We start from the raw sequence: 18,455 nt of genomic DNA on the forward strand, positions 1-18,455 counted from the left end.
AGCAAGCTCCCTTGCCACAGTCAGGCGGTAGGGCGCAGGGAGTAGGTTTTCAATTGGTCAGCGAAATCACGCAGGGATTGAATCCCGCTGGCTTCAGCTTCGTGTACCCAGTCCTTGATGGCAGCCAGCATGTCATGACCATTTGAGCTGGTTTTGACCCAGATCTGCTGCAGGGCCAGGCGTTTCTCGTAAATGACCTTCAACGCCTGGCTGTGCTCGAGCATGTTCTGGATGCGTACGTGGTGCTTGTCATCCAGCAGGCTGGTCTCCCGGGAGAGCAGGCGCTTGGCGCGGTGGAACTGGTGACGGACCGAGTGATCGACTTTCTCCAGCTCTTGCTTGACCAGCGGGCCGATCACCAATTTGCGGTACTGGGCCATGATCTGGAAGCGGTTGTTGAGGATCGCCATCGCGGTGTCCATGTCGAGGCTGCCTTTGCCCTCGACGCGGTGTGCAATCGGCGCGACCCGCTGGACCTTGGCCAGACGCAGGAAGCTGAACACTTGAATCCATGCCCAGCCCATGTCGAATTCCCACTTCTTCACCGACAGTTTGGCCGAGTTAGGGTAGGTGTGATGGTTGTTATGCAGTTCTTCGCCGCCAATGAGAATGCCCCAGGGCACCAGATTGGTCGCCGCATCGCGGCATTCGAAGTTGCGGTAACCGACGGCATGTCCCAGGCCATTGACCACGCCGGCGGCCCACACGGGAATCCACATCATCTGGACGGCCCAGATGGTGATGCCGATGGTGCCGAACAGCAGCAGGTCGATGACGCCCATGATCGCCACGCCCAGCAGCGGGAAGCGGGAGTAAAGGTTGCGCTCGATCCAGTCTTCGGGGCAGTTCTTGCCGTAGATGCGCAGGGTCTCGGGGTTTTCCGCTTCGGCGCGATAAAGCTCGGCGCCTTTGCGCAGCACGGTGGACAGGCCTTTGACGACTGGGCTGTGCGGGTCGTCTTCGGTTTCGCATTTGGCGTGATGCTTGCGGTGGATAGCGGTCCACTCACGGGTGTTCTGCGCGGTGGTCAGCCACAGCCAGAAACGGAAAAAATGTTTCAGGCCCGCATTCAGCTCCAGCGAGCGGTGGGCTGAATAACGGTGCAGATAGACCGTGACGGCGACGATTGTCACGTGGGTCATCAGCAGGGTGACTGCCACCAGCGACCAGGGCGACAAGCCGAGAAAACCTTCGTACCACATAGGCTATAGGGCCCTCGATAAATAAAAAAACAGCCGTTGCATTATCACTAAGCCCGCGCAGAAAACCAGTCGCCCTTTCAGATAAGAGTGGCTGGATGTTTCTTTAAATCTATAATCCCGGCAATTTTGTAGGGACATGGACCGTCGTATGTCTGCCAGCTATCGCGATGCCTTGCGCGCAGCGCTGCTTTACCTGTTGCTTTCTGTGGTCTGGCTGCAGGCTAGTGACTATTTATTGAACAGTTTCTTCGATCACTCGCTCGAGCGGTTGCGATGGCAACTGATCAACGGTTACCTCTGGGTGGCGGTGAGCGCCGGGTTGATCTTCATTGCCCGTGCCCGGCTGTTTCGATGTCTTGGGATCGGCGCCAAACTGCGCGAACGCAGTGAGGATCGCGAGCGATTGCGTCAGGCGGCCGCCGTGTTTGATTGCACCCGCGAAGGGGTGTTGGTCACCGATAGCGACGGGCTGATTGTCCATGTGAATCGCGCCTTCATGGAGATCACCGGCTATCAAGGTGAAGAGGTGTTGGGGCAGCGACCCAGTCTGTTCAAATCCGGTCGTCATTCGGCGGATTTCTATCAGGCAATGTTTGCCACCCTGGACAATTTGGGCGAGTGGAGCGGGGAAATCTGGAATCGGCGCAAAAGCGGGGAAATTTACCCGCAATGGCAAACCATCCGCCTCATTTTCGATGATCAGGGGCGACGCAGCCATTTTGTGGCGGTGTTTTCCGATATCAGTGCGGTCAAGAATTCCGAACACGAGCTGATGCACCTGGCGCACCACGACCCGCTGACTGATTTGCCCAATCGCTTGCTGCTCACCGATCGTGCCGAACAAGCCCTGGCCTCGGCGCAGCTTCACAAACGCGGTTGTGCATTGCTGGTGGTGGATCTCGATCACTTCAAGATGATCAACGACAGCCTTGGGCATCCCATTGGGGATCAGTTGCTCAAGGCTGTAGCCGGGCGTCTGAAAGGCATGTTTGACCCGGGCATCACACTGGCGCGACTGGGCGGCGACGAATTTGCCGTGTTGGCCGATTGCTGTCCGCAATTGATCCAGGCAGCTGCGCTGGCGCAACGGATCATCAACGGCCTCAAAGAGCCTTTCGCTATCGAGGGGCGCCAACTGTTTATCAATGCGAGCATAGGCATCAGCCTGTTCCCCAGCGATGCGTTGAGCGCCGAACAACTGTTGCGCAATGCCGATTCGGCGCTGTTCAAGGCCAAAAGCGCGGGTCGCAACGGATATGCGCTCTACACCGAAGAATTGACTGCCCATGCTCAGCAACGGGTCGAAGTCGCATTCCAATTGCGTCAGGCGCTGGAACAGCAGCAATTACGGGTTTATTACCAGCCGGTGCATGACTTGCAAACCAGCTGCTTGATCGGTGTCGAGGCGCTGGTGCGCTGGGAGCATCCACTGCGCGGCCTGGTGTCGCCGGCAGAATTCATCCCTGTCGCCGAGCGCACTGGGTTGATCGCCGAAATCGATGCCTGGGTGATGCAGCAAGCGTGTCAGCAGATGTGTCAGTGGCGGCAGGCCGGTGTTGAAATTTCGTTTGTCGCGGTGAATGTTTCTTCGCGATTGTTCGCTCGTCGTGAGCTTTATGGGCAAGTGGCGCAGGTCCTGCACGAAACCGGGCTGGAACCTGCTTGCCTGGAGCTGGAAGTCACCGAAAGCGCGGTGATGGAGGACCCGGAGGTCGCGCTTGAGCAAATGCATCGACTGCGCGAATTGGGCGTGCGCCTGGCCATCGACGATTTCGGCACCGGTTATTCGTCATTGCTGCGGCTAAAACGCTTGCCGGTGCAGAAACTCAAGATTGATCAGGGTTTCGTCGCCGGTCTGCCTTGGGATGAAGACGACTCGGCCATTGTGCGGGTCATCATCGCCCTGGCGCAGAGCATGGGAATGCAAGTGCAGGCGGAGGGCGTCGAAACGGTCGAGCAGGCGGCGTTCCTGCTTGAGCACGGCGCTGATCAGGGCCAGGGGTACTGGTTTGGTCGGCCGGTGCCGCCAATGGAGCTGGATTGGGCCCGAACCCCCATCATCTGATCGTTCCCCATGCTCCGCGTGGGAACGCATCCCGTGGCGCTCTGCGTCACCCTGAGATCAGGGACGAAGAGCGTCCCCGGCGGCATTCCCACGCGGTGCGTGGGAAGATAAGTCTTTTGGTTATATAAACATTCTCAAATAGTCTTTTTAAGAATATCTGCGCCTCTCTACTATTGGTTTCACGCCGTAAGCAGTGCCGCCACTGCCAGGCAACCACACAGTCGAAGGAGCAGCATCATGAGCGCATCTCTGCGTAGCGTTGACGGTCAGGACGAAGCAACCATTCTGCGTGAAATCCAGAGCGCCCTGCGCGATCTGCGATTCGGCGCCGTGGAAATCACAGTGCACAACGCCCAGGTGGTCCAGATCGAACGCAAGGAAAAATTCCGTTTGCAGCAGCCGGGCAACAAGCCGGGCTGAAGCTTGCGATCCTTGAGCCGGCACCGCGATTCCTAAAATCCATAAGAACTAGCCAATAGAATTCCAGGAGCTTTCACCATGTCGTCGATTCGCCATTTCGCTTTGGCCGCTCTGGCCAGTGCTCTTTTTGCCGGTACTGCGGTTGCCAAGGATTACGAGCTGTTGAACGTGTCGTATGACCCGACCCGTGAGCTCTATCAGGAATACAACGCCGAATTCATCAAGTCCTGGCAGAAGGATCATGCGGGCGATACGGTGAAAATCCAGCAATCCCACGGCGGTTCTGGCAAACAAGGCCGGGCGGTCATTGATGGTCTGCGTGCCGACGTGGTGACGCTGGCGCTGGCCGGTGACATCGACGAAATCGCCAAGCTTGGCAAAACCCTGCCAGCGGATTGGCAAAAGCGGCTGCCGGAAGCGAGCACGCCGTACACGTCGACCATCGTGTTCCTGGTGCGCAAGGGCAACCCTAAAGGCATCAAGGATTGGGGCGACCTGATCAAGAACGACGTGTCGGTGATCACGCCGAACCCGAAGACTTCCGGCGGCGCACGCTGGAACTTCCTTGCGGCGTGGGCCTACGGGCTGAAAGCCAATGGCGGCAACGAAGCCAAGGCTAAAGAGTATGTGCAGACCCTGTTCAAGCACGTACCTGTGCTGGATACCGGTGCTCGCGGTTCGACCATCACCTTCGTCAACAACGGGCAGGGTGACGTGCTTCTGGCCTGGGAAAACGAAGCTTTCCTGGCGCTCAAAGAAGATGGCGGCGCCGACAAGTTCGACATTGTCGTACCTTCTTTGTCGATCCTCGCCGAGCCGCCGGTGGCGCTGGTCGACAAGAACGCCGAGAAAAAGGGCAACACCGAGATCGCCGAGGCGTACCTCAAGCACCTGTACAGCCCGGCCGGTCAGGAAATTGCGGCGAAAAACTTCTATCGTCCACGTGACAAGGACGTGGCCGCCAAGTACGCCCAGCAGTTCCCGAAACTGGAGCTGGTGACCATCGACAAGGATTTTGGCGGCTGGAAAACCGCGCAACCGAAATTCTTCAATGACGGCGGCGTGTTCGACCAGATCTACCAGGCGCAGTAATCTGAACAATCCGGATTCATTGTGGCGAGGGAGCTTGCTCCCGCTTGAGTGCGAAGCGCTCATTAGAAGCAGGGACCGCTGCGCAGTCCAGCGCGAGCAAGCTCCCTCGCCACACAACCAAGGACTTTTATGTCGCGTCGTATCTCCCCCGTCATACCCGGCTTCGGGCTGACGCTGGGGTACACCTTGGTGTACCTCAGTCTGATTGTGCTCATACCACTGGCGGCGATGTTCGTGCACGCCGCTCAACTCACCTGGGATCAGTTCTGGGCAATCATCTCGGCGCCACGGGTGCTGGCGGCGTTGAAGCTGAGCTTCGGCACCGCACTGTATGCCGCGATCATCAACGGCATCATCGGCACGCTGCTGGCGTGGGTGCTGGTGCGCTATACCTTCCCGGGGCGCAAAGTCATCGATGCGATGATCGACCTGCCGTTCGCGTTGCCCACCGCAGTGGCGGGTATCGCGCTGACTGCGCTTTACGCCCCCACCGGGCTGGTCGGTCAGTTCGCCACGGACCTGGGTTTCAAGATCGCTTACACCCCGCTGGGCATCACCCTTGCCCTGACTTTTGTGACGCTTCCATTCGTAGTACGTACCGTACAGCCAGTATTGGCCGATATCCCCCGTGAAGTCGAAGAAGCGGCGGCGTGCCTGGGGGCGAAGCCATGGCAGGTGTTCCGTCATATCCTCGTACCGGCACTGCTGCCGGCCTGGTTGACCGGCTTTGCCCTGGCCTTTGCCCGCGGGGTTGGCGAGTACGGTTCGGTGATTTTCATCGCCGGTAACATGCCGATGAAAACCGAAATCCTGCCGCTGCTGATCATGGTCAAGCTCGACCAGTACGATTACACCGGCGCTACCTCCATTGGTGTACTGATGCTGGTGGTTTCTTTCATTCTGCTGCTGCTGATCAACCTGTTGCAGCGGCGCATCGAAACCCCATAAGGAGGCGCGAACATGTCCCAATCGTCTATCGCGGCCGCCTCTTCGGCCAACGCTGCCCGTCGTGGCAGTGCGACTTCGCGGCGCATCCTGATCGGCCTCGGCTGGCTGATCTTTGCCCTGTTTCTGTTGCTGCCGCTGTTCATCGTGGTGTCCCAGGGTTTGAAGCTCGGTATCGGTGCGTTTTTCACCGCCATCTTCGAGCCGGATGCGTTGTCCGCCCTGAAACTCACGGTGATCGCCGTACTGATTTCGGTGCCGTTGAACCTGGTGTTCGGCGTCAGCGCCGCGTGGTGCGTGAGCAAATACACGTTCCGTGGCAAGAGCATGCTGGTGACGCTGATCGACCTGCCGTTCTCGGTATCGCCGGTGATCGCCGGTCTGGTCTATGTGCTGATGTTCGGCGCCCAGGGCCTGTTCGGCCCGTGGCTGCAGGATCACGACATCCAGATCGTGTTCGCCTTGCCGGGCATTGTGCTGGCGACGATTTTCGTCACCGTGCCGTTCGTGGCCCGTGAGCTGATCCCGCTGATGCAAGAGCAGGGCACGCAGGAAGAAGAAGCCGCGCGTTTGCTCGGGGCCAATGGCTGGCAGATGTTCTGGCACGTCACCGTGCCCAACATCAAATGGGGCCTGATCTATGGCGTGGTGTTGTGTACTGCGCGGGCCATGGGTGAGTTCGGTGCGGTGTCGGTGGTGTCCGGGCACATTCGCGGGGTAACCAACACCTTGCCGCTGCACGTCGAGATCCTCTACAACGAATACAACCACGTGGCCGCGTTCGCCGTGGCGAGCCTGTTGCTGATCCTGGCGCTCTTCATCCTGCTGCTCAAGCAGTGGAGCGAAAACCGTATCAACCGCCTGCGCGCCAGCGCCGCGGAGGAATAATTCATGTCGATCGAAGTGCGTAACGTCAGCAAGAATTTCAATGCGTTCAAAGCGCTGGACAACATCAGCCTGGACATTCAGAGCGGCGAGCTCGTCGCGTTGCTCGGCCCATCGGGCTGTGGCAAGACCACGCTATTGCGGATCATTGCCGGCCTGGAAACCCCGGACAACGGCAGCATCGTGTTCCACGGAGAAGACGTGTCCGGCCATGACGTGCGTGATCGCAACGTCGGTTTCGTGTTCCAGCACTACGCCCTGTTCCGCCACATGACGGTGTTCGATAACGTCGCGTTCGGCCTGCGCATGAAGCCGAAGAACCAGCGCCCGAACGAAAGCCAGATCGCGGCGAAAGTCCACGAACTGCTGAACATGGTGCAACTGGACTGGTTGTCGGATCGCTACCCGGAACAACTCTCCGGTGGTCAGCGTCAGCGGATTGCGCTGGCCCGTGCCTTGGCGGTGGAGCCCAAAGTGCTGCTGCTCGACGAACCCTTCGGTGCCCTCGACGCCAAGGTCCGTAAAGAGCTGCGCCGCTGGCTGGCGCGCCTGCACGAAGACATCAACCTGACGTCCGTTTTCGTGACCCACGACCAGGAAGAAGCGATGGAAGTCGCCGACCGCATCGTGGTGATGAACAAGGGCGTGATCGAACAGATCGGCTCACCGGGCGACGTCTACGAAAACCCGGCCAGCGATTTCGTTTATCACTTCCTGGGTGACTCGAACCGGTTGCATCTGGGCGAGGACAATCACGTGCTGTTCCGCCCGCACGAGGTGTCGTTGTCGCGGCATGAACTGGACGATCACCATGCGGCCGAAGTGCGTGATATTCGTCCGTTGGGCGCGACGACGCGGGTGACTTTGAAGGTTGAAGGGCAGAGCGATCTGATCGAAGCCGAAGTGGTGAAGGATCACGACAGTCTGATCGGCTTGGCCAAGGGCGAGACGTTGTTCTTCAAGCCGAAAGTCTGGCAGAAAGTCGCCAACATTTAATCCCTCCAGCTGATCGTTCCCACGCAGAGCGTGGGAACGATCAGTAGGAGCGAGGCTTTTCCGCGAAGGCGATCTACGCCGCAGCGCCTTTCTGACGCAAACGCACACCACCCGCCCGCGCCTCGATCTGCTCCTTGAGCTCATGCCGCATCCCCAGCAAGAACGCCAGTTCAGCCACCACAAACAACGGCCCGACGATCAATCCCGTCACGTCATCGACAAAGGCCGGCTTGCGCCCCTCGTAGTGATGCCCGACGAACTGGATCGCCCAACCGATCACGAACATCGCCATGCCGCTGCTCAACCAGACCAGGGTGCTTTGCTGCGCCAGTACTTGACCCGCCCAGACGCACAGCCCCAGCAACACGGTCATCAGTATTCCGAGGCGCAGCTCCAGGCGCAGGTAAAACCACGCCGACGCCAACGCCACCAGCATTGCCGGTGATAACCAGCCCCCGGCCCACTGCGGACGCGACAGCAACACGGCCACCGCCACCACGATCAGCGGAATGCCGATAAAGTGAGTGGCGATGTTGCGCGGATCACGGTGGTACGCGGCGTATTGACTGAGATGGTCAACCAGGCTTTTTTTCATTGTTATTCCTCCTGTAGGGTGATCGATCATGCCCCGGGGCCGTTCTTCGCTCTGTCAGCCAGGCGACAATCTCTAGGAGTTTTCATGGATATGCAGGTCTGGCGTCAACGCCTGCTGCGCGGTCAGTGGTTCAGTCATCTGCCTGTTTCCCTACAGGATAGTCTGTTGGCAGCGGCCAGGTTGCGGCGCCTGTCTCCGGGGCAGCGCCTGTTCAAGCGCGGCGATCCGCCCTGTGGGCTGTATGCGGTGCTTGAAGGTGCGATGCGCATCGGTGCGGTGAATGAGCAAGGTAAAGAGGCGTTGTTGAGCGTGGTGGAGGCACCGCACTGGTTCGGTGAAATCGGCCTGTTCGATGGCCAGCCGCGCACCCACGATGCGTTCGGCCTGGGGCATTGCACCCTGGCGCATATCCCGCAATCGGTTTTGCTGGCGTTGCTCGAAGAACAGCCGATGCATTGGCGCCAGTTGGCGTTATTGATGAGCCAGAAACTGCGCCTGACCTTTATCAATCTCGAACAACTGAGCCTGATGCCGGCCCCCACTCGACTGGCCCACCGCTTGTTGATGATTGCCACAGGCTACGGCGAAAACGACCCACCGCGCCGCGTCCTGCAATTGCCGCAGGAACAACTGGCGTCGATGTTGTCGCTGTCGCGCCAGACCACCAATCAGATCCTCAAGGATTTGCAGGGGCAGGGGATTATCGGGTTGAGCTACGGCGAAATTGAAATCCTCGATGCCGTGCGATTGCGGGCATTGGCGATGGTTTGATGCCTCGTGTGGGTAAAAAAGCGGCTGGACTTTAATTCGGAGATGCATTAAATACAATGCAAAGTGTGACAAATTTCAATTTTGCACTGTATACGAGGCAAGGTAGCACTATGGAAAATCTGGGTGAGCTGATCCGAACCTTACGCAAAGAAAGAAAACTCTCCCAACAGGCACTGGCACAGCAGTACGGAATGAGCCGTGCGACTATCTCTGGAATCGAAAACAACACCCTCTCCGAAATTGGCCTGCGCAAGGTCGAGGCAATCCTCAACGGATTTGGTTATGAACTTACCGCCGTACCGCGGCAATCGAAGCGGCCGACACTGGATAGCCTGAAAAAGGTGAACTTCCATGGTTGAGCTGCAGCAAAGGGATCGGCTGGCGATCAGTGTTTCCAGCAATGCCGTCGGAATTCTTGGTCGAGGCCAATCGTCCGCTGACAGCGTTTTTGCCTACGCCGAAAACGCATCAGAGCAAGATGCCGTTTCTTTGATCATGCCGGTACGCCTGGAGAGCTACGCGTGGGAGCCAGGTGTTCCTCCGGTTTTCGAGATGAACTTGCCGGAGGGGACTTTGCGCGATGAGTTGACTCGTCGTTTCAGCAAGGCTGTCCGAGGCTTTGACGACTTTTCGATGCTTGCTATCGTCGGCCCGCACCAACTCGGCAGAGTGAGCATTTCACCGGCGCAGGACGGGCTCGACCAGCCACCTGAAACCAGCTTGGCGGACCTTCTTGTGCATGATGGTGCGCAAGGATTGTTCGACGACCTCTTGCACACGTATGGCCAGTACTCGGGCGTTTCCGGTGTGCAGCCGAAAGTTCTGATTCGTGATAGCGGGTCAACCATCGATCGACTGTCCCATCGGGGGGCGACACATCTGGTTAAAACCTTTCACCCGGAACAATACCCGCAACTCGCTGCAAACGAATATTTCTGCATGCGGGCTGCATTGCACTCGGGGCTTGAGGTGCCGAAGTTTGAACTGAGTGATCAAGGTAGATTCCTGATCGTTGAACGCTTCGACCTGAACGACAAAGGTTATTTGGGTTTCGAGGATTTTTGCGTGCTTAACGCCTGGCCTTCAAAAGCCAAATACGACGGCTCATATGAAGGTATTGCCAGACAGATCAAAGCGTTCGTTTCTCCTTCAATGCTCAATCAGGCGCTTGAGTCGTTTTTCAAAATCGTCGCACTTTCATCGGGTTTGAAGAACGGCGACGCGCACCTGAAAAACTTTGGCGTTCTCTATGAGGATTGCGCAGCCGATGCGCAAATCAGTCTGGCCCCTACCTACGACATCATCACTACGTCGGTCTACATCAAGGCCGACAGCATGGCGTTACTGTTGGGGGGATCGAAGGCGTGGCCAAAGTACAAAATGCTGATGCGCTTTGGTCGGTCTGCCTGCAACTTGACCGAAGGGCGCTGCAACGAGTTACTGCAACAAGTCGGCCATGGTATGGAAGTAGCGATGGACGAGATGGTCCAGCATATCAAGGCAAACGGTTCCTTTGCCCGGATAGGCGCGCAAATGCTGGAGCAGTGGCAAGCAGGCATTGCGCGTAGTCTGGTAAAAAACTAATCAGCGCAACCCATCCCGAAACTGTCCCGGTGTCATCCCGGTCCAGCGTTTGAACGCGCGGCTGAAGCTGCTGGTGTCGGCGAATCCGAGCAGATAACTGATCTCGCTCAGCGAAACCTGCGGGTCGCGCAGGTGCAGCAGGGCGAGGTTCTCGCGGCTTTCGTTGAGCAGCGTATCGAAGCGACAGCCTTCGTCCGCCAGGTGCCTTTGCAGGCTGCGCAGGCTCAGGTGCAGGGCCTTGGCGATGTGTTCGGCACTGGGTTCGCCTTCGGGCAGTTGTTCTTCAATGGCGTCGCGGACCTTGCGCTCCCATGTCAGCGGCTTGAGTTGCGCGAGGGTGCGTTTGAGCACGGTTTCGTTGTGCTCGGCCAGCTCCGGGTTGGCGTCATCCAGGTGGCTGTCGAAGTCGACAAGGGCGAATTCCAGCCGATCTTCCTCGGCGCCGAAGTACACGGGTGAGCGAAAGGCTTTATGCCATGGGTGCGCGTCTGCCGGTTCCGGGCGCCGCAGGTAGGTCGCCAGTGGCGCGTAATCCCGGCCCAGGCGATTGCGACAGGTGCGCACGTAAATCGCCATGAACGCATCGATGGCTTCGAAGGCCGGGGCCGGGTTGCCGCAGGGAATTTTCAGATGGAAGCGGTAGCGATCCTCGTCGCGGATCAGCTCCAGTTCCAGGGCATCGCTGACCACCTGGTGATAACGCACGATGCGCTCGAATACTTCGCGCAGGCTGCCGCTGGCCACCAGCGCATAGCCCAGGGCGTGAAAGGTGGTCGGGCTGACGAAGCGCGATACGCGCAAACCAAGCGCCGGATCGCCGCTGGCCTGTACCGCCAACTCCCACAGACGCGTGGTTCCGGACAACGGATAACGCGCGTTCGGGTCCTCCATCAACTGCGGATCGAGTCCCGCTTGCCGGCACAGGCTGGTGCTGTCGACGCCCAGTGCATCGAGTTGCTTGCGCAAGGCGCGGGTCCAGCTGGCGAGTGAGGTCGGTTCAGTCATGCTGATTGGCGCTTCCGGTCAACAGGTTGGCGTTCACGGCTACCGCTGCAAACGGGCGCAGCAGGCAGGATGCGAACATCAATAACCAGAGGATGGAAGCATGGACCGTACTTCTGCAAGCCCCCAACGACTGAATGCAGCTCAACGATCGGCACATATTCGCGAAGTGGTGCTGGCCAAGGGTGTCGAACTGCGGGAGCGCTACCCGGTTCTCAAGCATCAGGACGCTATCGGTGCGAGCATTCTGGCGTTCGCATTGGCCGGCATGATCGGTTCGGCAGCGCTCTACATCAGCGGACACATGGCCTGGTGGGCGTGCCTGTTGCTTAACGCGTTTTTTGCTTCGCTGACCCATGAGCTGGAACACGATCTGATTCACAGCATGTACTTCCGTAAACAGAAGGTGCCGCACAACCTGATGATGGGGCTGGTGTGGCTGGCCCGCCCGAGCACCATCAACCCATGGATTCGCCGTCACCTGCACCTCAATCACCACAAGTTTTCCGGCTCTGAAACCGACATGGAAGAGCGCGCGATCACCAACGGCGAGCCATGGGGTTTCGCCCGGTTCTTGATGATTGGCGACAACATCATGTCGGCGTTTATCCGCATGTTGCGAGCCAGGACATGGGCACACAAGTTCAGCATCATCAAGCGCACCTTGAAGGTCTATGCACCGCTGGCGCTGGTGCATTGGGGGGCGTGGTATGTGTTTCTCGGTTTTCATGCGGCCAATGGCATTGCGCAACTGATAGGCGCGCCGATTGATTGGTCGGCGACGACGTTGTCGGTCATGCAGGTGATCGACATCGCGGCAGTCGTGATCATCGGCCCGAATGTACTGCGCACGTTTTGCCTGCACTTCATCAGCTCGAACATGCACTACTACGGCGACGTGGAACCGGGCAACGTCATGCAGCAAACCCAAGTGCTGAATGCATGGTGGTTATGGCCGTTGCAGGCATTCTGCTTCAATTTCGGCAGCAGCCACGGGATTCATCATTTTGTGGTGAAGGAGCCGTTCTACATCCGCCAGCTGACAGTGCCGGTTGGTCACAAAGTAATGCGCGAGATGGGGGTGCGGTTCAACGATCTCGGCACCTTCGGCCGGGCGAACCGGTTTGTGCGCAAGGAAACTACAGAACCACAGCAAGTGCGAACCGCTCAGGTGTGAGCACTACACCGGAAACTCAAATCTGTTCGTTCGTCATAAATCTGACCTAAAGGGACGTTAGGTTATGACGCAGGAAGGAGGCCCGGCGATGGATCGCCTTATGTCATCAAGTGCTAACAAAGTAATCAAATATTCCTTTATTGGATAACCGTTTTAGCCAATCATCGGCTTCCGGTGTTGCTGATCAGCACTGACAGAATTTGAGTTTCCGGGGGCCGTCTCCTTGGCAGGGTGCGGCCCCTTTTTTATTCCGCAAGAAACACCAACCCACCAATTGTTTTTATATTCCAATCAGACCTTAATAAATAGCTTCTTATTCCTTAACGAATATAACTCTCCTCCCTATACTCGATCGGGAACAGACACGCAGCAGGAGAGTTCCCCATGCGCAACGAACCGATTCGCTACCTGATTGTGCCGGGCTGGCAAGGATCGCCAGAAGATCATTGGCAAAGCCATTGGCAGAAAAGTTTGCCGAACAGCGCACGGGTCGAACAGGCCGACTGGTTGACACCGCGCCGCGAAGACTGGGTAGCGGCCTTGGCTGAGGCGATCGCGGCCGACAGCACTCCGGTCATTCTGATTGCCCACAGCCTGGGATGCATCACCGTCGCCCATTGGGCTGCGACGGCGCCCGTGCAGTTCTTGCGGCAGGTGCGCGGCGCCTTGCTGGTCGCACCGGCAGACGTCGAGCGTCCGGCCTGTGCGCCGGCCCTGCGTAATTTCGCACCGATTCCGACTGACCTGCTGCCATTTCCCAGCCAGGTCGTCAGTTCCGATAACGACAGTGCCGTCAGTGCATCGCGAGCGTTGGAGCTGGCGCGCAACTGGGGAGCCGAAGCGGGCATCCTCGCAGGTGCCGGTCACATCAACGTCAAGTCCGGACATCAGCGTTGGGAGCAGGGATTTGCCTATCTCTATCGCCTGCAGAACCGCATGGAACAACACGCCCTGCGCCGCGCTTGAACACTTTCCTTAGTTAACGCCCCCGTCTCCCGGCGGTTTTGGGCGGGAGTCTGCCATGAGCTTTGAAACCTTCGGTCAGCCGCTGCTGACCTTTCCCGATGCTGAAAAAAGTCCCCTGAGCATTCGCGCCAAGGCGTTGGTGTTCGTCGATCCGCGCTCCCGGCAATTGCGCCAGGAGCTGGAACAACTGGCACCGCGCTCGATTTCGGTGCTGATCCGTGGCGAAACGGGGAGCGGTAAAGAATTGTTGGCGCGGCACATCCATCGCGCCAGCGATCGTGGCGGATTGTTTGTGTCGGTCAATTGCGGCGCGATCAGCCCGACCTACGCCGATGCTGAATTGTTTGGCTATGCCGCAGGCAGCTACAGCGGTTCGGCGAGCAGTCGCGCGGGATGGTTTGGTTCGGCCAACGGCGGCACGCTGTACCTGGACGAAATCGGCGACTTGCCGCTGCCGATCCAGATCAAACTGCTCGCCGCGCTGGAAAACCACGAAGTGACACGCGTTGGTGCCCAGCAGCCGAGCCCGGTAGATGTGCGTCTGGTAGCGGCCACCAGCATCGATCTGGCCCAGGCGGTTGCCGCCGGGAAATTCCATGAGCGGCTCTATCACTACCTCAGCGAGGGGCAACTCGAACTGCCAGCCTTGCGCGAGCGGGTCGGCGACATTCTGTCGTTGGCCGAATACTTCCTGGGTATCTACAGCCAACGCCTCGATCTGCCGGTGCCACTGATCAGCGAAACCGCGCAACACGTGCTGGAGCGACACAGTTGGCCGGGCAACACCCGCGAACTGGAAAATGTCATTCACTTTGCGTTGTTGGTGAGTACCGGCGACGAGATTTTGCCGGAGCATTTGAATTTGCCGGATGAAGGGCTGGCGCAGATTGAACGGCAACTCCAGCAGATACTCGACAAGGGCTCCGCGTCTGAAAAAGCCGCCCTGAAACAAATACTTAAGCAGGCCGGCCTCCTGTAATCCGAGAACGCCGCAGAGTCTCAGGAGCCCTGCGTTATCGTTTGGCGACCCTCGCGAGCAGTCTCGCAACCAAGGGAATGCGCGGGCTAGAGCTGTATGAACAAAATGGAATATGAAGCTGAATAAAGGTTATTGTTCGGGAATAAAAAATCCCGGTATTGTCCGCTTCACGCCAGCGATAGCACTTCACTGGCACACGTACTGATAGCCGTCGCCACAAGCGACTGTGATATTCGATAAGGACACTGCATGAAAAAGGTTCTGTTGTTCACCGCACTGGCGGCTGCCCTGACCGCGGGCCTGGCCCAGGCTGGCGAGAAACTGGTGGTTGCCGCGACCCCGGTGCCACACGCCGAAATCCTTGAGCTGATCAAGCCAACCCTCGCCAAAGAAGGCGTGGACCTGGAGATCAAAGTCTTCACCGACTACGTACAGCCGAACGTGCAAGTTGGCGAAAAGCGCCTGGATGCCAACTACTTCCAGACCAAGCCTTATCTGGACAGCTTCAACGCCGGCAAATACAAGGATGACAAAGCCAAGTACCTGGTCACCGTGCAAGGTGTGCACGTTGAACCGTTCGGTGGCTACTCGAGCAAATACAAAACCCTGGCCGAGCTGCCTGACGGCGCGACCATCGCTATCCCGAACGAAGGCAGCAACAGCGGTCGTGCGTTGATCCTGCTGCAGAAAGCCGGTCTGATCGAACTCAAGGATCCGAAAAACGCCCTGGCGACCCCGAAAGATATCGCCAAGAACCCGCACAACTTCAAGTTCAAGGAACTTGAATCGGCCCTGTTGCCACGTGTTCTGAAGGAAGTTGATCTGGACATGATCAACACCAACTACGCGCTGGAAGCCAAGTTGAACCCGACCAAGGACGCCCTGGTGATCGAAGGTGCTGATTCGCCTTACGTGAACTTCCTGGTGGCCCGTGAGGACAACAAGGACAGCGCCGCTATCCAGAAACTGGCCAAAGCCCTGACCAGCCCGGAAGTGAAAGCATTCATCGAGAAGAAGTACAGCGGCGCGGTACTGCCGGCGTTCTGATTCGCGAGGTAAACCCTTCAAGGTTTCCAACGCCGACGGCTAGCGCTAGCGTCGGCGTTTTTTTGTATTTGAAAATCAAGCAGTGCTGGCCAGCAACGCCCTGCGCAACGCGACCAATAACTTTACGATGTCCTGCGGATTCATGGGTTCAAGCACTTTTGCATCTGCCATGTTCTCTTCCTTGTGAGTGTTCGGCCAGGGAGTCTGGCCAATAACGGTCCGTCCTTGGAGGGGCAAATCGAAAAATAGATCCTTCCTACGGCGTAAAGGAAAATAGCCGTCTTACGCCGCCTCGGCAAACAGGCCAAACACTTTTCCTCGATTACTAGCACTTTTGCCAGTTGTTCCGAATCCTCCGGTCGTTTCAAGCTACGATCATTGAACGGAGGTGCTGACGATGACCACATATTTGTGCCGCTATGGTTACGACGCACTGGATCTGCTGATCGGGCTGGAGCCATTGGGGCAAGAAAAAATGCAGCGATTTTATCGTCACCAACATTTGGTGACGGAATTGCAAGGCTGCACCAGCCAGAGTGTGTTTCAAACAGAATCGCAACTGCTGGCGGAGCAACGTCGCGATCATGATGACGTTGCGAGTCGATTGCTGGCGACTGACCACCAACGATCCATTCAGCAACTCACCCATCCACCTCTACGGCAGGTCTATTCGCCCTACGGCCATCGCCGGGTCGAAAGCGGTCTCGGCAGTCTTCTGGGTTTCAATGGCGAAAGGGGTGACCCGGTCACCGGCCACTATTTGCTGGGCAATGGTCATCGTGCATTCAATCCGGTGCTGATGCGCTTCAACAGCCCGGACAGTCTGAGTCCGTTTGGGCGGGGCGGGCTGAATCCGTATGCGTATTGCCTGGGGGATCCGGTGAATTTCAGTGATCCGACGGGGCATGCGGGCGAGCCAAACTGGCAATCGTGGATGTTCGTCGCAATGTCTGCGCTGGGTCTGGTGTCGGGCGCTGTCGGAATTTACTCGGCAAGGCTCTCTATCAGGAATGCAAAAGTCGCTAGCAGCACGGCCTCTGGAACCGTCTCGAAACACGCCAAGTACGCAGGTATGACGGGGGCTGTGACAGGATTCGTCGGTGCCGGGACGGGGTTCGTGAGGTCCAGTATCGCTGCCGCGGATCCGGATAATTCAGCCCTGGATCCCCTGCTTGCGATCATGGCCGCCTTCAGCGCTTTATCGTTTGCCGCTACAGCAACTGCGGTGTCCTTCAACTTTCGTGCTTACAGGATAAACCGGGCTGAAGCAGTGAAGGTTGCCTACAGAGGAGTAAAATCAGGTCCCTTCAGAAACCCGCAGGTAAGTCCGCCCGCAGCGCCAGGCTCGCCGATTCCTTCAGCTCCGCTTCCTTCGCCCGGGCCGATTGGCTTTGAAAGTTTTCAGGTTCCAACAGTCAGACATCGAACCGATGTCAACTTGAACATGGGTTTCGACAGTCAAGTCGAGAATCCCGGGCGTGCCATGAAAATCCGCCGATCCTTTTAGAACAACTCGACACCTGTCATTCAATCCGGCCAATACCACGCCGGTTCGTCCAGCATCCGCTGCCCGACAATCCCGGTCTGGCCGAGGGTTTTCTCCAGCACGATGCAGTTGCATTCCGGGTCCTGCTGCAATGCAGAGATCAGCCGTCGTGCATGGGACACCACCCACACCTGACACTGCTCGGAGGCGCGGATAATCAACCGCGCCAATGCCGGCAACAGATCCGGATGCAGGCTGGTTTCCGGTTCGTTCAACACCATCAGCGTCGGCGGGCGTGGCGTCAGCAGCGCTGCCACCAGCAGTAGATAGCGCAGTGTGCCGTCGGACAGTTCGGCGGCGGACAGCGGGCGCAACAATCCTTCCTGATAAAACTCGATGGCGAAGCGGCCACCGGCGAGCGGTTCGATGTGCAATCGTGCACCGGGAAATGCATCGCTGATCGCGTCGCGCAATGCCTCGGGGTCGCCGATTTCGATAATGGTCTGCAACGCCGCCGCCAGGTCGCGGCCGTCGTGGTGCAGAACCGGCGTACGGGTGCCTAATTGCGGTTGGCGCACTGGTGCGTCGACGTCACTGCGAAAGTGATCGTAGAAGCGCCAGCGGCGGATGAATTCGCGCAGTTCCAGAACTTCCGGCGAGGTGCGCAAGCTGCCGACCTGATCAAAAAGGCTGTCGAAATTCGGGGTGTGCTGTGCCAGTACATCCCATTGACGATCGGCCCGACTGCGAATCATCGGGCCGTCGCGATCCACTAACAGGCTTGCCGGACGATAGAACGCACCGTTCCAGATGCATTCGCGCTTGATCTGCGGATCGAGGCTGAACCGTGAGGGGAGGGGCGTGTCGTGCCCTGGGAGCATGAAGTGGCCGTTGGATTCAGGAAGGCCGAGGCTGATCGAGTAACCGAAGTCCTCACTGGTAAATCCCAGGCGCAGGCGTTTGGCGCCCTGTCGCACGCCGGCCTCGACCGGCACCTCGCCATTTCGCATGCGCCGGGAGATGGTTTGCGGTCCCGCCCAGAAGGTCGAGCCCAGCCCACCCTCACGGGCCAGTGCATTGACCACGCCACCCTGAGCGGTTTCCGCCAGCAAGCGCAGCGCGCGGTAGAGGTTCGATTTGCCGCTGCCGTTTGGCCCGGTGATCAGGTTCAAACGACCCAGTGGGATCACCAGTTTGTTGATCGAGCGGTAATTGGCCACCGCGAGGGTGTTGAGCATGGAAA

Annotated in this window: 18 protein-coding genes; 14 read left to right on the top strand and 4 right to left on the bottom strand. The window is 58.2% G+C overall.

What is annotated here, in order from left to right; genetic code table 11:
- Positions 1-20: 20 nt before the first annotated feature.
- On the bottom strand, positions 21-1,202 hold the full coding sequence (gene desA / locus ASD60_RS00205; protein WP_056852063.1) for a delta-9 fatty acid desaturase DesA: 1,182 nt from the start codon (positions 1,200-1,202) through the stop codon (positions 21-23).
- 148 nt (positions 1,203-1,350) lie between these two features.
- On the opposite strand from desA, the gene dibA reads away from it, so the two are divergent.
- The 6 genes from dibA (at position 1,351) to ASD60_RS00235 (ending at position 7,605) form a co-directional block, all read left to right on the top strand.
- Positions 1,351-3,267 (top strand): phosphodiesterase DibA, encoded by a 1,917-nt coding sequence (gene dibA, locus ASD60_RS00210; RefSeq protein ID WP_056852064.1) that lies wholly within the window; start codon positions 1,351-1,353, stop codon positions 3,265-3,267.
- Positions 3,268-3,504: 237 nt separating this feature from the next.
- Positions 3,505-3,687 (top strand): sulfur starvation response protein OscA, encoded by a 183-nt coding sequence (oscA, locus tag ASD60_RS00215; RefSeq protein WP_007975618.1) that lies wholly within the window; start codon positions 3,505-3,507, stop codon positions 3,685-3,687.
- Between the two features lie 78 nt (positions 3,688-3,765).
- Complete coding sequence (locus ASD60_RS00220; protein ID WP_056852065.1) at positions 3,766-4,779, top strand: sulfate ABC transporter substrate-binding protein; 1,014 nt, start codon at positions 3,766-3,768, stop codon at positions 4,777-4,779.
- 129 nt (positions 4,780-4,908) lie between these two features.
- Positions 4,909-5,727 carry a sulfate ABC transporter permease subunit CysT gene (gene cysT / locus ASD60_RS00225; protein ID WP_056852066.1) on the top strand — a complete coding sequence of 273 codons (819 nt, stop codon included), beginning with the start codon at positions 4,909-4,911 and terminating at the stop codon, positions 5,725-5,727.
- A gap of 12 nt (positions 5,728-5,739) precedes the next feature.
- Positions 5,740-6,612, top strand: coding sequence for a sulfate ABC transporter permease subunit CysW (cysW, locus tag ASD60_RS00230; protein WP_056852067.1), 873 nt, complete (start codon positions 5,740-5,742; stop codon positions 6,610-6,612).
- 3 nt (positions 6,613-6,615) lie between these two features.
- Positions 6,616-7,605, top strand: coding sequence for a sulfate/molybdate ABC transporter ATP-binding protein (locus ASD60_RS00235; protein WP_056852068.1), 990 nt, complete (start codon positions 6,616-6,618; stop codon positions 7,603-7,605).
- 73 nt (positions 7,606-7,678) lie between these two features.
- Here the strand turns inward: ASD60_RS00235 and ASD60_RS00240 are convergent, their stop codons facing one another.
- A complete protein-coding gene (locus tag ASD60_RS00240; protein ID WP_056852069.1) occupies positions 7,679-8,200 on the bottom strand; it encodes an Mpo1 family 2-hydroxy fatty acid dioxygenase in 522 nt (173 codons plus the stop codon).
- Between the two features lie 84 nt (positions 8,201-8,284).
- Between ASD60_RS00240 and ASD60_RS00245 the strand changes: the two genes are divergently transcribed.
- The 3 genes from ASD60_RS00245 (at position 8,285) to ASD60_RS00255 (ending at position 10,555) form a co-directional block, all read left to right on the top strand.
- Positions 8,285-8,971: a Crp/Fnr family transcriptional regulator gene (locus ASD60_RS00245; protein ID WP_056852070.1), complete on the top strand. Its 687-nt coding sequence runs from the start codon at positions 8,285-8,287 to the stop codon at positions 8,969-8,971.
- A gap of 110 nt (positions 8,972-9,081) precedes the next feature.
- A complete protein-coding gene (locus ASD60_RS00250) occupies positions 9,082-9,330 on the top strand; it encodes a helix-turn-helix domain-containing protein (RefSeq protein ID WP_056852071.1) in 249 nt (82 codons plus the stop codon).
- On the top strand, positions 9,323-10,555 hold the full coding sequence (locus ASD60_RS00255) for a type II toxin-antitoxin system HipA family toxin (RefSeq protein WP_056852072.1): 1,233 nt from the start codon (positions 9,323-9,325) through the stop codon (positions 10,553-10,555). The genes ASD60_RS00250 and ASD60_RS00255 overlap by 8 nt, the downstream gene beginning before the upstream one ends.
- On the opposite strand, the gene ASD60_RS00260 is transcribed toward ASD60_RS00255, so the two are convergent.
- The gene (locus ASD60_RS00260; RefSeq protein WP_056852073.1) at positions 10,556-11,560 is read right to left on the bottom strand and encodes an AraC family transcriptional regulator; all 1,005 of its coding nucleotides are present in this window, start codon (positions 11,558-11,560) and stop codon (positions 10,556-10,558) included.
- Positions 11,561-11,660: 100 nt separating this feature from the next.
- On the opposite strand from ASD60_RS00260, the gene ASD60_RS00265 reads away from it, so the two are divergent.
- From ASD60_RS00265 to ASD60_RS27895, 5 genes are all read left to right on the top strand, one after another.
- Positions 11,661-12,734 carry a fatty acid desaturase gene (locus tag ASD60_RS00265; protein ID WP_056852074.1) on the top strand — a complete coding sequence of 358 codons (1,074 nt, stop codon included), beginning with the start codon at positions 11,661-11,663 and terminating at the stop codon, positions 12,732-12,734.
- Between the two features lie 384 nt (positions 12,735-13,118).
- Entirely contained in the window at positions 13,119-13,700 is a 582-nt protein-coding gene (locus ASD60_RS00270; protein ID WP_056852075.1) for an alpha/beta hydrolase, read from the top strand.
- A 55-nt stretch (positions 13,701-13,755) separates the two neighbouring features.
- On the top strand, positions 13,756-14,679 hold the full coding sequence (locus ASD60_RS00275; protein ID WP_056852076.1) for a sigma 54-interacting transcriptional regulator: 924 nt from the start codon (positions 13,756-13,758) through the stop codon (positions 14,677-14,679).
- A 249-nt stretch (positions 14,680-14,928) separates the two neighbouring features.
- Complete coding sequence (locus ASD60_RS00280) at positions 14,929-15,726, top strand: MetQ/NlpA family ABC transporter substrate-binding protein (RefSeq protein ID WP_056852077.1); 798 nt, start codon at positions 14,929-14,931, stop codon at positions 15,724-15,726.
- Positions 15,727-16,123: 397 nt separating this feature from the next.
- On the top strand, positions 16,124-17,233 hold the full coding sequence (locus tag ASD60_RS27895; RefSeq protein ID WP_082557508.1) for an RHS repeat-associated core domain-containing protein: 1,110 nt from the start codon (positions 16,124-16,126) through the stop codon (positions 17,231-17,233).
- Positions 17,234-17,253: 20 nt separating this feature from the next.
- Here the strand turns inward: ASD60_RS27895 and ASD60_RS00290 are convergent, their stop codons facing one another.
- Positions 17,254-18,450, bottom strand: a complete 1,197-nt coding sequence (locus ASD60_RS00290; RefSeq protein WP_056852078.1) for an AAA family ATPase — start codon at positions 18,448-18,450, stop codon at positions 17,254-17,256.
- Positions 18,451-18,455: the final 5 nt, after the last annotated feature.

Origin of the sequence: Pseudomonas sp. Root562, assembly GCF_001427125.1 — a bacterium.
Taxonomy (GTDB): Bacteria; Pseudomonadota; Gammaproteobacteria; order Pseudomonadales; family Pseudomonadaceae; genus Aquipseudomonas.

What these genes read in the sequence shown, in the direction of transcription:
- cysW (WP_056852067.1), top strand. Translation starts at nt 5,740, where the DNA reads ATGTCCCAATCGTCTATCGCGGCCGCCTCTTCGGCCAACGCTGCCCGT.
- ASD60_RS00245 (WP_056852070.1), top strand. Translation starts at nt 8,285, where the DNA reads ATGGATATGCAGGTCTGGCGTCAACGCCTGCTGCGCGGTCAGTGGTTC.
- cysT (WP_056852066.1), top strand. Translation starts at nt 4,909, where the DNA reads ATGTCGCGTCGTATCTCCCCCGTCATACCCGGCTTCGGGCTGACGCTG.
- ASD60_RS00235 (WP_056852068.1), top strand. Translation starts at nt 6,616, where the DNA reads ATGTCGATCGAAGTGCGTAACGTCAGCAAGAATTTCAATGCGTTCAAA.
- ASD60_RS00240 (WP_056852069.1), bottom strand. Translation starts at nt 8,200, where the DNA reads ATGAAAAAAAGCCTGGTTGACCATCTCAGTCAATACGCCGCGTACCAC.
- ASD60_RS27895 (WP_082557508.1), top strand. Translation starts at nt 16,124, where the DNA reads ATGACCACATATTTGTGCCGCTATGGTTACGACGCACTGGATCTGCTG.
- ASD60_RS00255 (WP_056852072.1), top strand. Translation starts at nt 9,323, where the DNA reads ATGGTTGAGCTGCAGCAAAGGGATCGGCTGGCGATCAGTGTTTCCAGC.
- ASD60_RS00250 (WP_056852071.1), top strand. Translation starts at nt 9,082, where the DNA reads ATGGAAAATCTGGGTGAGCTGATCCGAACCTTACGCAAAGAAAGAAAA.
- ASD60_RS00260 (WP_056852073.1), bottom strand. Translation starts at nt 11,560, where the DNA reads ATGACTGAACCGACCTCACTCGCCAGCTGGACCCGCGCCTTGCGCAAG.
- ASD60_RS00220 (WP_056852065.1), top strand. Translation starts at nt 3,766, where the DNA reads ATGTCGTCGATTCGCCATTTCGCTTTGGCCGCTCTGGCCAGTGCTCTT.
- ASD60_RS00265 (WP_056852074.1), top strand. Translation starts at nt 11,661, where the DNA reads ATGGACCGTACTTCTGCAAGCCCCCAACGACTGAATGCAGCTCAACGA.
- ASD60_RS00270 (WP_056852075.1), top strand. Translation starts at nt 13,119, where the DNA reads ATGCGCAACGAACCGATTCGCTACCTGATTGTGCCGGGCTGGCAAGGA.
- dibA (WP_056852064.1), top strand. Translation starts at nt 1,351, where the DNA reads ATGTCTGCCAGCTATCGCGATGCCTTGCGCGCAGCGCTGCTTTACCTG.
- ASD60_RS00290 (WP_056852078.1), bottom strand. Translation starts at nt 18,450, where the DNA reads ATGCTCAACACCCTCGCGGTGGCCAATTACCGCTCGATCAACAAACTG.
- desA (WP_056852063.1), bottom strand. Translation starts at nt 1,202, where the DNA reads ATGTGGTACGAAGGTTTTCTCGGCTTGTCGCCCTGGTCGCTGGTGGCA.
- ASD60_RS00280 (WP_056852077.1), top strand. Translation starts at nt 14,929, where the DNA reads ATGAAAAAGGTTCTGTTGTTCACCGCACTGGCGGCTGCCCTGACCGCG.
- oscA (WP_007975618.1), top strand. Translation starts at nt 3,505, where the DNA reads ATGAGCGCATCTCTGCGTAGCGTTGACGGTCAGGACGAAGCAACCATT.
- ASD60_RS00275 (WP_056852076.1), top strand. Translation starts at nt 13,756, where the DNA reads ATGAGCTTTGAAACCTTCGGTCAGCCGCTGCTGACCTTTCCCGATGCT.